Origin of the sequence: Saccharomonospora cyanea NA-134 (assembly GCF_000244975.1) — a bacterium.
GTDB lineage: Bacteria > Actinomycetota > Actinomycetes > Mycobacteriales > Pseudonocardiaceae > Saccharomonospora > Saccharomonospora cyanea.
On the sequence record NZ_CM001440.1, the window covers coordinates 3,527,330 to 3,541,291 of the forward strand.

The following is a 13,962-nucleotide window of genomic DNA, read 5'->3' on the forward strand; positions in this document are numbered from 1 at the left end:
GTCACGACCGGAAGTACTTTCGCCCGCTCAGCCCAACGCCCGGGGGTGAGTGGTGGCGTACACCTCACGCAGGGTGTTGACCGTGACGAGCGTGTAGACCTGTGTGGTGGTCACGGAAGCGTGCCCGAGCAGTTCCTGCACCACGCGGACGTCCGCGCCCCCCTCGAGCAGGTGGGTGGCGAACGAGTGCCGCAGCGTGTGAGGCGACACCGCCGCCGAGATACCCGCCCGTTCGGCGGCCGACTTCAGCACCTGCCACGCGCCCTGCCGCGACAGCCTGCCGCCACGCGCGTTGAGGAACACCGCGCCCGTTCCCCGCCCTTTCGCGGCCAGCGCGGGGCGTGCGCGTACCAGGTAGGTGTCGAGCGCCTCCAACGCAGGGCGGCCGACCGGCACGAGGCGCTGCCGCCCGCCCTTGCCGTCGAGCACGACGGTGCGCTCGTCCCGGTCGATGTCGTCGACGTCGAGGCCGGTGGCCTCGGAGATCCGCGCCCCCGTCGAGTACAGCAGTTCCAGCAGCGCGCGGTCGCGCAGCGCCCTCGCATCCTCTCCGGCCGGTGTGTCGAGCAGTCTGAGCACGTCCCCGAGAGGCAATGCCTTGGGCAACCTGCGGGTCGGTGACGGCGGCCGCACGTCACGCGCGGGGTCCTCGTCGGTCCAGCCCTCGGCGTGGGCGAAACGGTGCAGTCCCCGCACCGCCGAGAGAGCCCGGGCCGCCGACGACGGCGCCAGCGGCGGCCGGTCGCCGTCGCCGCGCCGCAGGGCCGCTCCGAACGCGACGACGTGGTCGTGTCCCACCTGCCGCAGGTCGGTCACTCCCGAAACGGCCAGATGGTCGAGGTAGCGCCGCAGATCGCGGGCGTACCCGTCGACCGTGTTGCGAGCGGTGCCCCGCTCGACGGTCAGGTGGTTCAGGTAGGCGGCCACGACCTCGCGAGGGGGGTGCCGGGTGTCGACCTGTGCCACACGCCAACCCTAGGGGACGGCACCGACACCGCCGTTGATCAACACGGTGTCAGGCCTCGACGACCCCGGGCACGGGGCGCGTGTCACTGAACTGGTCCCGCATGGCGTCCACGCCCTCCTGGGGCCGCGCCAGTTCCACGAGGTCGTGCCGGTGGTCGCGCTTGCCCGCCGTGTCCAGCCGCATCGCCTCGTCCCGGTGCAGCTTGAGCGACTCGTCGGCCTCACCGTCGCGGTTGAACGACCACATCAGCATCGCCTCACCCTTCGGCAGCTCGTCCCCGGGCTGCCCGTCGTGGCGGCCCGTGTGCCAGGTGTGCCACGTCTTGCCGTAGCTGTTCATGAGCTGCTTCATGAGCGCCTTCTCGGCCACGGCGGGCAGTCCGGGAGCGGCGAGCTGACCGGAGAGGACCTCGTAGTTGTGCGGGTGCCAGTACGCGCGCTCCTCCCGCGGCATCGTGGCGAACAACCGCTCGGAGACGATGTACTCGACACCGATCAGGTTGGCGTCGGCCGTGTTGCCGTCGAACAACACGCACTGGAGGAAGTCCTCGTTCACCACGCGGCAGTAGTGGTGGGCCTCCATCTGCATCTCGGGATGGTCCTTCGCGCAGTGCAGGCCGACGACGTAGACGTCGAAACCCGACATCGGGCTGGCCTGCTGCAACATGTTGGCGCCCTGCTCCAGCACCGCGAGCCAACCGCTCTTGGGCTCGCCCGCGGGCTGCCGTGGTGACGGCCGGGATGGAATGGTCACGTTCATGTGCCAGACGTTGACGGAGGGGGCCGAGTCGAAACGTCCGCTCGGTACGCTTGAAGCCATGAACGGAGGTCTCGACTCGGACGACCTGCGCATCGGCACGGCGGAGCGGGAAGCGGCGAGTCGGGTCCTCGCGGACCACTTCGCCGAGGGACGCCTCACGGCCGCCGAGTACGAGGAGCGGGTCGACCGCGTTCTCGCGTCCCGCACGCGGGGCGACATCCGGCCGTTGTTCACCGACCTGCCCGCCCCGCACCCGGCCTTCCTCGCACCCGCGTCGGGCGCCGTGGTGCCCACTCCGGACACCGCCGGCGAGGTGCAGCCCGCGGAGGTGTCCGACCGCTCGGCCGTCGCGGCGGGAATCCTCCAGATCGCGTTGCCCTTCGGCTCCGGGCGGTTCTACACGGGTGACACCCGCCTGGCCGTGATCCAGCTCGTCTGCGTCGTGCTCACCTTCGGTATGGCGGGGCTGTGGCCGATCATCGACGGCATCATCCTGCTCACCCAGGGAGGCACCGACGGCAAGGGCCGCCCACTGCGGTGAGACGGCCCCGCCCTCGGTCGGTCAGCGGGTGCGGGAGGCGAACCGGGTCGGCCGGTGCCGCCATGGCGCGTCGGCGGGACGGGGCGCCTCGCCGCCGGTGAGCACGGCGTGTGCCGCGAGCAGACCTCCCACGGTGGCACCGTTGACGATCTCCCCCGACAGCACCATGGCCACCGCCCGGTCCAGCGGAACGGAGTGGACGACCAGGTCGGCCTCCTCCTCACCGTGCGCCTGGCGATCGACTCGGGTCAGCTCACGCGCCAGGAACACGCGCACGACCTCGTCCGTGAAGCCGGGCGAGGCGGCGATGTCCACGAGCGTGTCCCAGCGCCGCGCCTCGAGACCGGCCTCCTCGACGAGCTCGCGGCGGGCGGCCTCCACCGGGTCCTCCCCGTCCTGGTCGAGCAGGCCCGCGGGCAGCTCCCACAACCGGTCGCCGAGCGGGTGCCGGTACTGGTGGACGAGTGTCACGGCACCGTCGTCGTCCACGGCACACACCGCGACGGCGCCGAGGTGCTCCACAACCTCTCGCGAGGCCGTGGCGCCCCCCGGCATCACCACCTCGTCGACCCGCAGCCCCACGACGCGTCCGATGTGGATGTCGCGTGAGGACGCGACGGTGAACTCGTGGCTTCCCGGATCGCTCACCGCGCCGCCACCGGGGTCTCCGGGATCTCCACGGGCAACCGTTCAGCGGTGCGGTACGCCACGACGGCGCGGATGAAGGCGGCGAACAGCGGGTGCGGACGCGTCGGGCGCGACTTCAGTTCCGGATGCGCCTGCGTGCCCACGAAGAACGGGTGTTCCTTCTTCGGCAGTTCCACGAACTCCACGAGCCGGTCGTCCGGAGAGAGCCCGGAGAACACCAGCCCGGCGTCGGCGAGCCGCTTGCGGTAGGCGTTGTTGACCTCGTAGCGGTGCCGGTGCCGCTCGGACACCTCCCTGGTGCCGTACGCCTCCGCCACCTGCGAGCCCGCGACGAGCTTCGCCGGGTACGCACCGAGACGCATGGTCCCGCCCATGTCCCGCTCACCGGCGACGACGTCCTTCTGGTCGGCCATGGTCGAGATCACCGGGTTGGGGGTGTTCTCGTCGAACTCGGCCGAGTTCGCGTTCTTGATGCCCGCGAGGTTGCGGGCCGCCTCGATGACCATGCACTGCAGCCCCAGGCAGAGACCGAGCACGGGGATCTTGTGGGTCCTGGCGTAGTTGATCGCGCCGACCTTGCCCTCGATCCCGCGAACCCCGAAACCGCCCGGAACGAGGATTCCGTCCACACCGGACAGCGCGGCCGCGGCACCCTCGGGAGTGGTGGCGTCGTCGGAAGGCACCCACACGATCTCCACCTTCGCGCGGTGGGCGAATCCCCCCGCCCTCAGCGCCTCGGTGACCGACAGGTACGCGTCCGGCAGGTCGATGTACTTGCCGACGACCGCCACCCGGACGGTCTCGCCGGGGTTGTGCACGCGGTCCAGCAGATCCCCCCAGACCGTCCAGTCCACGTCCCGGAACGGCAGTCCGAGCCTGCGCACGACGTAGGCGTCGAGCGCCTCACGGTGGAGCACCTTCGGGATGTCGTAGATCGACGGCGCGTCGGGGCAGGCGATGACCGCCTCCGTCTCCACGTCGCACATGAGGCCGATCTTGCGCTTGAGCTCGTCCGACAGGTCCCGGTCGGCACGGCACACGAGCGCGTCCGGCTGGATACCGATGTTGCGCAGCGCGGCGACGGAGTGCTGCGTGGGCTTGGTCTTCAACTCACCGGACGGGGCGAGGTAGGGCACCAGCGACACGTGCAGGAAGAAACAGTTGTCCCGGCCGACGTCGTGGCGCACCTGCCGGCACGCCTCCAGAAACGGCAGCGACTCGATGTCGCCCACCGTTCCGCCGACCTCGGTGATCACGACGTCGGGCGTGGTGCCACTGCCGTCGTCGGCGGCCAGAGCCATGATCCGCGACTTGATCTCGTCGGTGATGTGCGGAATGACCTGGACGGTGTCCCCCAGGTACTCGCCACGCCTCTCCTTGGCGATGACCGACGAGTAGATCTGGCCGGTCGTGACGTTCGCCGTACCCGACAGGTCGCGGTCGAGGAACCGCTCGTAGTGGCCGATGTCGAGGTCGGTCTCCGCCCCGTCCTCGGTGACGAAGACCTCCCCGTGCTGGAACGGGTTCATCGTTCCGGGGTCCACGTTGAGATACGGGTCGAGCTTCTGCATCGTGACCCGGAGCCCGCGGGCCGTGAGGAGTTGTCCGAGGCTGGAGGCGGTGAGCCCCTTGCCCAGAGAGGAGGCGACGCCCCCGGTGACAAAGACGTACTTGGTTGTCCGCGGCTGAAGTCCCACGGGCTTCCACCTTATCGCACATGTGGCCGTTCGTGCCGGGCGGCTGCCCGGCGTGGCCCACCTCGCACGTGTGGGACAGTGATGGCGTGGGCGAGGAGAACACCTGGGCCGCGCCGACGGCCTCCGACGAGATCGACGCCGACGTCCGGGTTCCCGGTTCCAAGTCGATCACCAACCGCGCCTTCGTGCTCGCCGCTCTGTCGTCCGGCGAGACGCTTGTGCGCGAGCCTCTGGACTCCCGCGACGCACGGCTGATGCTGAGGGCGCTCGACGTCCTCGGCGCCGCGTCGACCGAGACCCCGGACGGCGTGCGGGTGCGACCGATGACCGTCGGTGACGGCGAGGTCCGGGTAGCGCTCGGCAACGCCGGGACGGTCGCCCGGTTCACCCCGCCGCTGGCCGCGCTCGGCTCCCGCACCGTCCACTTCGACGGCGACCCCGCCATCCGGCGCAGGCCCGTCGCCCCGCTGTTGCACGCACTGAGCTCGCTCGGCGCCGACATCGACGACGACGGCCGCGGAGCGGTTCCGTTCACGGTCCGAGGACACGGCGGCCTGGAGGGCGGGTCCGTGGAACTCGACTCGTCGGCGTCCAGCCAGTTCCTCTCCGCCCTGCTGCTGTCCGCACCTGCGTTCGAGCGCGGCGTCACGGTCCGGCTGCGAGGCAGGACCCCGAGCGAGCCGCACATCGCGATGACGCTGGACATGCTGCGCCGGTTCGGCGCCGCTCCCGAGCGCGACGGGTCGGAGTTCCACGTGCCGCCCGCCACGCTCGCGCTGGACACCTACACCGTGGAGCCCGACCTCTCGAGTGCCGCACCCTTCGTCGTCGCGCCCCTGCTGGCGGGCGGCCGGGTCCGCATCGCAGGCTGGCCCGCCGAGACGACGCAGCCGGGAGACTGGCTGCGAAGCCTCGTGCGCGAACTGGGCGGCGAGGCGGTGCTCGACACCGACGGTCTCACCGTCACCGGCAGCGGCACGGTGTCGGGCGCGGTACTCGACCTGCACGCGGTGGGCGAGCTCACCCCCGTGGTCGCGGCACTGCTCTGCTTCGCCGACGGCCCGTCGGAGATCCGGGGCGTCGCCCACCTCCGAGGCCACGAGACCGACCGGCTCGCCGCGTTGGCCACGGAGCTGTCGGCACTCGGCGGTGACGTCACCGAGACCGACGACGGCCTGCGCATCCGGCCGACGCCCTTGCGGGGCGGGGTGTTCCACACCTACGACGACCATCGCCTGGTGATGGCGGGTGCCGTGCTGGGCCTGCGAGTCCCCGGCATCGTCGTGGAGAACCCCGCCACTGTCGGCAAGACCTACCCGGGCTTCGTCACCGACTGGGAACGCGTGCTGCACGCCGGGTGAGGTGGACGCGCTCTCCGCCGCCCTCGGACCACGCCCGGGGCTGGGCCGGGGCGCCTCACGAGAACAGCTCCGCGCACCAGTCGACGAACGCGTTCCACCATCGCGGCACCTCTTCCGCGGGCACCGAGGCGGTGCCGGAGAGCGCCAACGCCACCGCGGCGGCGGCCACGGCCACGAGCCCCAGCAGAAGCAACCCGAGCCCGGACATCCGAGCGCGGTGCAACACCGCGACCGCCCTGCCATCGACGATCTTCGTTCCGAGCTTCAATCGCGTCAGGAACGTGGAGGGGTTCGACCCCGACCGGCCGCTGTCGAGGAACTCCCGCAACGTGGCCTGGAATCCGACGGTCACCACGAGAGCGGCACCGTTCGCTTCGCAGAGCAACAGCGCGAGGTCCTCCGGGTTGGCCGTCGCGGGAAACGTCACGGCGCCGATTCCCAGGTCGTGTACGCGCTCGACACCGGGTGCGTGGCCGTCCGGATGGGCGGGCACGACGATCTCGGACGCGGCTTTCAACGTCCCCACCTCGACCATGGTCGGGTCGCCGACGACGATGTCGGGCACGAAGCCCAGCTTCCGCATCGTGTCCGAAGCCTGTTCCACACCGATCAGCACGGGCTTGTGGTGCCTGACGTAGCGCTTCAGCGCCCTGACGTCCTCGGCATGACCGGCACCGGACGCGACGACCACGACGTGCCGGTCGGCCAACGGCACCCGTAGCTCCGGCACGCCCACCCCGTCGAGGACGAGGCCGCGTTCCCGGCGCAGGAACTCGATCGTGTTCGCCGAGAAGGCCTCCAACTGCGCGGACATGCCCGCGCGAGCCTCGACGACCTGGTCGGCGACGCTCTCGGGTGTCTGCACGATCCCCCTGGCGACCTCGTGGCGCCCGGCGTACACACTCCCCCCGTGCAGCCGGACCCTGCTGCCGTCACGGACCCGATGCAGCAGCTCCCCGCCGACATGGTCGACCAGCGGGATACCGGCCTTCAACAACACCTCCGGCCCCAGGTTCGGGTAACGGCCCGAGATGGACGGCGCCGCATTGATCACAGCGGCGACCTGCGCGCGCACCAGCGCGTCGGCAGTCGTCCGATCCAGGTCCACGTAGTCGATCACGGCGATGTCGCCGGGCCCGACCCGCCTCAGGACGTCCCGGATCCGGCGGTCGACACGCGCGGTACCGGTGATACCGGGCGGCGCGGGCGTGGAACGGGACGACAAGCCGGCGAGTTTCATGCCGGGATGGTGACAACCTTCGGTGTGGACGCGGGTTCGCCACGCCGCGGCGACACCCCGGGATGACCTGGACGCAGGATCACGGACCGCACGCCTGCGGCAGGCCGGGTCAGGTCGGGGTCGCCGACTGCCGCCGCTTGCTGCCGCCCGACCGCCGCGACGACGCCACCGGGGCCGGGACGGCGGATGTTTCCTTGAACTCCTCGGCCGCGTGCAGCAGTTCCTCCGCGTGCGCACGGCCGGTGGCCGTGTCGTCGAGACCCGCGAGCATGCGGGCCAGTTCGGTGACCCGCTCGTCGCCGTCGAGCGTGCGGACTCCACTGCGTGTCACGCCGTCCGCGGTCCCCTTGTCCACCACCAGATGCCGGTCGGCGAATGCCGCCACCTGCGGCAGGTGGGTCACCACCAGAACCTGGTGGGTGCGCGCGAGCCGAGCCAGCCTGCGGCCGATCTCCACGGCCGCCCGACCTCCGACCCCGGCGTCGACCTCGTCGAACACCAGGGTCTGCACCGTGTCCGCGTGGGCGAGCACGACCTCGGTCGCCAACATCACCCGGGAGAGCTCACCACCCGAGGCCGCCTTGTGCACCGGGAGGGCAGGAGCCTTCGCGTGCGCGCGCAGCAACAGCTCCACGTCGTCCACGCCGTCCGGTCCGGCGGCGAGAGTGCGCCCGTCCACGGTCAACGCCGTCTTCTCGGCCGGATCCACCTCTCTGCCTCGGACCGTGACCTCGACCGTCGCCTGCCCCATCGCCAATCCCGCCAACTCGCCGGTGATCCGCTTCGCGAGTTCGGCGGCAGCGGCCCGGCGCGCCGCCGAAAGGCGCGCGGCGTACTCCGCTAGTTCACCGGCCAGCGCGTCCCGGCGCGCCGCGAGTTTCTCGAGCGCCTCCTCCGAGGTGTCCATGCCCTCCAGCCGGGCCCGTGCCTCGTCCGCCCACGCGAGCACTCCGTCGACGTCGGCCGCGTACTTGCGGGTGAGCTTCTTCAGCTCCGCCTGCCGCGCGAGGATCGTTTCCAGCCGTTCCGGATCGGCGTCGAGCGTGTCGAGGTACGAGGTGAGTTCGCGCCCCACCTCGCCGAGCAACACCGACGCCTCCGACAGTCGCGGCTCGAGGTCCCGGAGCGTGGAGTCCTCGGCCGTGCCGAGCCTGCGCCTGGCCTCGGCGAGCAGTCCGAGCACACCCGGCAGATCGGGATCGCCCTCGGCCGACCCCACGATCGCCAGTTGCGCCGCGGTGGCGGCGTCACGCAGCTCGTCGACGGCGGCCAGCCGCCTGACCTGTTCCATCAGTTCGACGTCTTCGCCAGGCGACGGGTCGACGGCTTCGATCTCGGTGAGGCCGTGGCGCAACAGGTCGGCCTGCTGCGCCAGCTCCCGCGACCGGGCACGCCGTTCCGTCAGCTCGCGCGCCACGGCGAGCCACTCCTGCCGGACCCGCCGGTAGGCGGTCAGCGGCTCGGCGACGGAATCGCCCGCGAACCGGTCCAGCACGGCTCTCTGCTCGGCGGGCCGCAACAGCCGCAGTTGGTCGTTCTGCCCGTGAACGGCCAGGATCTGCTCGGACAGCTCCCCCAACACCCCCACCGGCACCGAACGGCCACCGAGGTGAGCACGCGACCGACCGTCCGCGCTGACCGAACGCACGGCGATCACGCTGCCGTCCTCGTCGGCGTCGGAACCCGCGTCGGACAGGATCTTCAGAGCCTGCTCCCCCGCGACGTCGGTGAACCGCCCCTCCACGATCGCCTTCGCCGCCCCCGCCCGTACCTTGGAGGCGTCCGAACGCCCACCGGACAACAGGTGCAGGCCGGTGACGACCATCGTCTTTCCGGCCCCGGTCTCCCCGGTGACAACCGTGAACCCGGGGTGCAGTTCGAGGGCGGCCTCCTCGATCACTCCGAGGCCCTGGATACGCATCTCGGCCAGCACGCCAACCACCGTAGCGACAGCCCGCGGCAAAGTGACTAACCGCGACGGGCGTGCCGCTCCCTCCATCCCTTGACCGGCAGCGAGAACTTGTGCACCAGCCGGTCGGTGAACGGGCCGTCCCACAGCCGCGCCAGGCGCACCGGCACCTCACCGGCCACCACCTGTACGCGGGTACCCGGGTCCAGGTCGACGTGCCGCAGCCCGTCACACGTCAGTACCGCGGGTGACCCGTCCGGATCGACCTGGACGGTGATCACCGACGAACGTGACACCACGAGTGGACGCGAGAACATCGCGTGGGCGTTGCTCGGGACCACCAGCAGCGCCTCCACGTCCGGCCACACCACGGGGCCACCCGCCGAAAACGCGTAGGCCGTCGAGCCCGTCGGAGTCGAGCACAGCACACCGTCGCAGCCGAACGACGACACCGGCCTTCCGTCGACCTCGATCAGCGCGTCGAGGACGCGTTCCCGCGAGCACTTCTCGACGCTCGCCTCGTTCAACGCCCACGTTCGCGCCACCACGGCATCTCCGAGCGTCACCGTGACGTCCACCGTCATGCGTTCCTCGATGCGGTAGCGACACTCCACCACACGGTCCACCGTGTCACCCAGCGCGTGGTAGTCGGCTTCGGTGAGGAAACCCATGCGCCCGAGGTTCACGCCCAGCACCGGGACACCGGCGGGCCGCGCCACCTCCGCCGCCCTCAGCAGGGTTCCGTCGCCACCGAGGACCAGCACCAGTTCCGCGCCCCGTGCCGGATCCTCGGACGGCGCCACCACGGCACACGGCAACGCCCGGTCGGGTGGCTCCACGAGCTTGCGGACCTCGTCGTCGAGCACGCGCAACCCGATGCCGGCCGCGGCGAGCCGGACCGCGACCTCGCCCGCGGCGTCGCGTGTCGTGTCCCGATCGGGATGGACGATCAACAACACCTCTCGGCGCCCGGACTCGGTCACGAAGGCCCCTTCCTCACCGCGGTGCGTACCAGCTCGTCGCGCCGCTGTCTTTCGGCGGGGTCACTGTCCCCCCTGTGGGTGTCCTTGCGCAACCACGTGAAGTACTCGACATTGCCGGACGGACCCGGCAACGGGCTTGCCACGACACCCAGAGTCCGCAGACCGCGGTCCGTGGCCTCGGCGAGCACGTCCGCCACTGCCTCCGCCCGTAGGTCGGGGTCACGCACCACTCCCCCACTGCCGAGGCGTTGCCGCCCGACCTCGAACTGTGGCTTCACCATCGGCAGCAGGTCGGCTCCCGCCGCCGCGCACTGCGCCAGCGCGGGCAGGACGAGCCGGAGGGAGATGAACGACAGGTCGGCGACCACGAGGTCCACCACGCCACCGATCGCGTCCGGGGTCAGCGTGCGCACGTTGGTCTTGTCCAGCACCGTGACGCGGTCGTCGGTACGCAGACGCCAGTCGAGCAGTCCACGACCCACGTCGACCGCGACCACGGAACGCGCGCCGTGGCGCAGCAGCACATCCGTGAACCCTCCGGTGGAGGCGCCTGCGTCGAGACAGCGCCGTCCCTCGACCTGCAGCCCTCGAGGCGTGAACTCCTCCAGCGCACCGAGCAGTTTGTGCGCCCCTCTCGAAGCCCAGCCGGGGTCGTCGTCGGTGCGCACCACGATGGCGACATCGGGTTCGACGCCGGTCGCCGGTTTCTTCGCCACCAGTCCGCGCACCGTCACCCGCCCCTCCGTGATGAGCGAGTTGGCGTGTTCCCTCGACCTGGCCAGGCCGCGGCGCACGAGTTCGGCGTCAAGACGAGCCCTACGCGGCACGATCACACCTTGTCGATGCTGGACAACGCCACGGACAACGCGGTGTGCACGGTGTCGAAACGCTCGACATGCTCGGCGGGTGGCAACTCGTCGAGATCGTCGAGCGCGGCGACGGCGCCGTCGATGGCCGCGACAGGATCGACGGCCTGCTCCTGCGGCTGCCTTCCCGGAGGCGGCCCGGGAACCGGCCGTGGCGCGGGTTCAGTCTCTGCGTGCACTCCACAACGCTAACCGATTCGGGTGCCGACTCGCCGTAACCCGTGGACATTCAGCCAAGGTCCCACGAGGCGAGCGCCTTCTCCGCCAGTGGGTCCGCCGCACGCACGCTCGACACGGGCGACGACCAGGCCACGTGGCACAGGTGACGCAACAGGCCGAGCCGATCGCCGTCGGCCGCTGTGTTCTCCACGGTGGCCACGGCGCCCTCCACGGTTACTCGCCACCCCGGCTGCGGACCGATCTCGAGTTCGGCCACGCTCACCTCCCGGGTCAGCACCGTCAGATCGGCGGCCAGGTAGTCGGGCCGTTCACCGGGTTCGGCCGCCAGCAGCCGCTGCGCCGTCGCCACTCCCGTGAGGACCACGAGCGAGCGGTACCCGGCTGCGACGGCACCGGCGATGTCGGTGTCGAGCCTGTCGCCGACGACCAGAGCCGATGTCGCACCGGAGGAACGCGCCGCCGTCCGCAGCAGCGGAGCCTCGGGTTTGCCCGCCACAACGGGTTCACAGTCGGTGGCCGCCCGGAGGGCGGCGACCATGGACCCGTTTCCGGGGAGCTGGCCGCGTTCGGCGGGCAGGGTGGTGTCGAGGTTGCATGCCACCCACCACGCGCCGGCGCGCACAGCGAGACAGGCTTCCGCGAGGTCGCTCCAACATGTGTCGGGCGAGTGTCCCTGAACCACGGCGGAGATTTCGGGATCGTACTGCCGAGTGGGCCGCAGACCGACGGACCGCACCTCCGCTTCGAGCGAGGCCGTGCCGACCACGAGCACCACCGCCCCGGCAGGCAGGCGCTCACGCAGCAACGCGGCGGCTGCCTGGGCGCTGGTGCTCACCTCCGCTGGCTGTGCCGCGACCCCGACCCGCACGAGATGCTCGGCGACCGCCTCCGGCGACTTGGCCGCGTTGTTCGTCACGAACCGCACGTTGCCGCCACGTTCGCGAACGTGGGCGATGGCCTCGGCCGCGCCCGGGATCGGGCGCGTTCCGTGGTACACGGTGCCGTCGAGGTCGAACAGCACCGCATCATGGCGGTCGAGCAGTGTCTCCGTCATCAGTTCGCCAGCTCCGCGGCGCGTTCGGCGGCGTCGGTCTCCTCCTCGACGTCGGCCTCTGCGGCGTGGAGGAACCACTGCACCGCCTCCTCCGTGCGACCGGCGGCGGCCAGGTTGTCCGCGTAGGCGTAGAACAGCCGGAAACTCCACGGCTCGCGACGCTCGGCGTCGAGGTCGGGTCCCTGGAGTGCCACGACGGCTGCGTCGAGTTGCCCGAGATCGCGCCGCGCTCCGGCCGCCACGATCCTGAGCTCGATCTCGACCTCCTTCGGCAGCGCGGAGGTGTCGGTTTCCTTGGCGACGTCCAGTGCCCGTTCGGGACGGCCGAGCGCACGCTCCGCGTCGGCGATCACCGCGACGTGGATGTCGGTGCGAGTCATACGTCGTACCGCGCGGAGTTCGGAGAGCGCCTCCGTCCATTCACCGGCGTGGTAGGCCGCCAACCCGACCGCCTCCCGTACGACAGCGATCCGCGACGCCTTCGACTTGGCGTACCGGGCGTGCGCGAGTGCTGCCTCGGGGTCCTCGTCGATGAGTGTGCCTGCGGCGACGAGATGCCGACCGATACGCTCGGCCAGGTCCTTCGGTAGCGAACGCAGCTCACGCCGCGCCTCGATGTCAAGGTCGCCGAAGTCCACGGACTCAGGCAGTTCCGGAGCCGCAAGGAGCTCGCGGGCGGCGGTGACGTCGTCGCGACGTGTTGGGCGCGTTCTCTCGTGCTGCCCCTGACGACCGTGCGACGGCCTGCGGCCGCGATCGTCCCGGCGAAAACCGGAGTCTGGTCCACGCCGGTCGGAACGCTTGTCGAAGGACCCGCGCTCGTCCTGACGCCGGTCCGATCCCCGACGGTCGTCACGGCCTCGGCCCGCGCGCTCGTCACGCCGGTCGAAGGAGCCGCGTTCGTCCCGACGCCGATCGGTCCTGCGGTCGTCACGCGCCCGGTCCGCGCGCTCGTCGCGGCGATCGAAGGAGCGGCGCTCATCACGGCGGAACTCACCACGCCGCTCGTCACGGCCCCGACCCGATCGGTCATCACGCCGGCCGAAGGACCCACGCTCGTCCCGACGCCGGTCCGATCCCCGACGGTCGTCACGGCCTCGGCCCGCGCGCTCGTCGCGACGGTCGAAGGAGCGGCGCTCATCACGGCGGAACTCACCACGCCGCTCGTCACGGCCCCGACCCGATCGGTCATCACGCCGATCGAAGGACCCACGCTCGTCCCGACGCCGGTCGTACTGTCCCCGACTGTCACGCCGGTCGAAGGACCCACGATCCTCCCGACGGTCTCGGCCGTCGCGCCCTCGATGATTCCGCTCGTTCTTTCCTTCGCGGCCCGGCGCGCCACGGCGCTCACCGAACTTCCTGTTCCCTTCGCGCGGACCATGGTCACGACGGTCCGGTCGACCGGACCTCCTGTCGTCACCTTCGCCGCGCGGACCGTTCTCGGACACGCGTTCTCCTACCTGAATTACCAACGCTGTGGAAGGCTACGGACACCACTATGGACGTAGACATACCGAAAGGCCCGTCAGTGTTGGCCGTTGGACCAACCCTGACGGGCCCTGGTGAGGTTGTGTTCGGCGGTGTCCTACTCTCCCACACCCCTTCGGGTGCAGTACCATCGGCGCTGGTGGGCTTAGCTTCCGGGTTCGGAATGGGACCGGGCGTTTCCCCTACCGCTGTGACCACCGAAACTCTGGGAAACAATCACGCCGGGTGTGTTCCCGGGGTGGTGTTTCAGAGTTGCAGAGTGGGTG

At 70.8% G+C, this 13,962-nt stretch carries 14 protein-coding genes and 1 rRNA gene; 3 read left to right on the forward strand and 12 right to left on the reverse strand.

Features of this window, described 5'->3' with window-relative positions:
* Nucleotides 1–27: 27 nt before the first annotated feature.
* Nucleotides 28–966: a site-specific tyrosine recombinase XerD gene (xerD, locus tag SACCYDRAFT_RS16520; protein WP_005457857.1), complete on the reverse strand. Its 939-nt coding sequence runs from the start codon at nt 964–966 to the stop codon at nt 28–30.
* Nucleotides 967–1,015: 49 nt separating this feature from the next.
* Nucleotides 1,016–1,726, reverse strand: coding sequence for an OBAP family protein (locus SACCYDRAFT_RS16525; RefSeq protein WP_043536578.1), 711 nt, complete (start codon nt 1,724–1,726; stop codon nt 1,016–1,018).
* A 58-nt stretch (nt 1,727–1,784) separates the two neighbouring features.
* Here SACCYDRAFT_RS16525 and SACCYDRAFT_RS16530 point away from each other — a divergent pair, with 58 nt between their 5' ends.
* Nucleotides 1,785–2,267 (forward strand): DUF1707 domain-containing protein, encoded by a 483-nt coding sequence (locus SACCYDRAFT_RS16530; protein ID WP_043537347.1) that lies wholly within the window; start codon nt 1,785–1,787, stop codon nt 2,265–2,267.
* 21 nt (nt 2,268–2,288) lie between these two features.
* Here the strand turns inward: SACCYDRAFT_RS16530 and SACCYDRAFT_RS16535 are convergent, their stop codons facing one another.
* Complete coding sequence (locus SACCYDRAFT_RS16535; RefSeq protein ID WP_005457862.1) at nt 2,289–2,915, reverse strand: NUDIX domain-containing protein; 627 nt, start codon at nt 2,913–2,915, stop codon at nt 2,289–2,291.
* A complete protein-coding gene (locus SACCYDRAFT_RS16540; RefSeq protein ID WP_005457863.1) occupies nt 2,912–4,612 on the reverse strand; it encodes a CTP synthase in 1,701 nt (566 codons plus the stop codon). Before SACCYDRAFT_RS16540 ends, SACCYDRAFT_RS16535 begins: the two co-directional genes overlap by 4 nt.
* Before the next feature lie 86 nt (nt 4,613–4,698).
* Between SACCYDRAFT_RS16540 and aroA the strand changes: the two genes are divergently transcribed.
* Nucleotides 4,699–5,973, forward strand: a complete 1,275-nt coding sequence (aroA, locus tag SACCYDRAFT_RS16545; RefSeq protein WP_043537348.1) for a 3-phosphoshikimate 1-carboxyvinyltransferase — start codon at nt 4,699–4,701, stop codon at nt 5,971–5,973.
* Between the two features lie 55 nt (nt 5,974–6,028).
* Here the strand turns inward: aroA and steA are convergent, their stop codons facing one another.
* The 7 genes from steA to SACCYDRAFT_RS26965 form a co-directional block, all read right to left on the reverse strand.
* On the reverse strand, nt 6,029–7,213 hold the full coding sequence (steA, locus tag SACCYDRAFT_RS16550; RefSeq protein ID WP_005457867.1) for a putative cytokinetic ring protein SteA: 1,185 nt from the start codon (nt 7,211–7,213) through the stop codon (nt 6,029–6,031).
* Between the two features lie 109 nt (nt 7,214–7,322).
* Nucleotides 7,323–9,146 carry a DNA repair protein RecN gene (recN, locus tag SACCYDRAFT_RS16555; protein WP_005457868.1) on the reverse strand — a complete coding sequence of 608 codons (1,824 nt, stop codon included), beginning with the start codon at nt 9,144–9,146 and terminating at the stop codon, nt 7,323–7,325.
* A 35-nt stretch (nt 9,147–9,181) separates the two neighbouring features.
* On the reverse strand, nt 9,182–10,105 hold the full coding sequence (locus tag SACCYDRAFT_RS16560) for an NAD kinase (RefSeq protein WP_005457869.1): 924 nt from the start codon (nt 10,103–10,105) through the stop codon (nt 9,182–9,184).
* Nucleotides 10,102–10,932 (reverse strand): TlyA family RNA methyltransferase, encoded by an 831-nt coding sequence (locus SACCYDRAFT_RS16565; RefSeq protein ID WP_005457870.1) that lies wholly within the window; start codon nt 10,930–10,932, stop codon nt 10,102–10,104. The genes SACCYDRAFT_RS16560 and SACCYDRAFT_RS16565 overlap by 4 nt, the downstream gene beginning before the upstream one ends.
* A gap of 2 nt (nt 10,933–10,934) precedes the next feature.
* Complete coding sequence (locus SACCYDRAFT_RS16570; protein WP_043536581.1) at nt 10,935–11,150, reverse strand: hypothetical protein; 216 nt, start codon at nt 11,148–11,150, stop codon at nt 10,935–10,937.
* 50 nt (nt 11,151–11,200) lie between these two features.
* A complete protein-coding gene (locus SACCYDRAFT_RS16575; protein WP_005457871.1) occupies nt 11,201–12,205 on the reverse strand; it encodes an HAD-IIA family hydrolase in 1,005 nt (334 codons plus the stop codon).
* Nucleotides 12,205–12,843 (reverse strand): tetratricopeptide repeat protein, encoded by a 639-nt coding sequence (locus tag SACCYDRAFT_RS26965; protein WP_005457872.1) that lies wholly within the window; start codon nt 12,841–12,843, stop codon nt 12,205–12,207. Before SACCYDRAFT_RS26965 ends, SACCYDRAFT_RS16575 begins: the two co-directional genes overlap by 1 nt.
* 96 nt (nt 12,844–12,939) lie before the next feature.
* Between SACCYDRAFT_RS26965 and SACCYDRAFT_RS26970 the strand changes: the two genes are divergently transcribed.
* Nucleotides 12,940–13,716: a hypothetical protein gene (locus SACCYDRAFT_RS26970; RefSeq protein ID WP_232283692.1), complete on the forward strand. Its 777-nt coding sequence runs from the start codon at nt 12,940–12,942 to the stop codon at nt 13,714–13,716.
* A 64-nt stretch (nt 13,717–13,780) separates the two neighbouring features.
* Here the strand turns inward: SACCYDRAFT_RS26970 and rrf are convergent.
* A 5S ribosomal RNA gene (gene rrf / locus SACCYDRAFT_RS16590) occupies nt 13,781–13,898 on the reverse strand.
* Between the last annotated feature and the right edge of the window lie 64 nt (nt 13,899–13,962).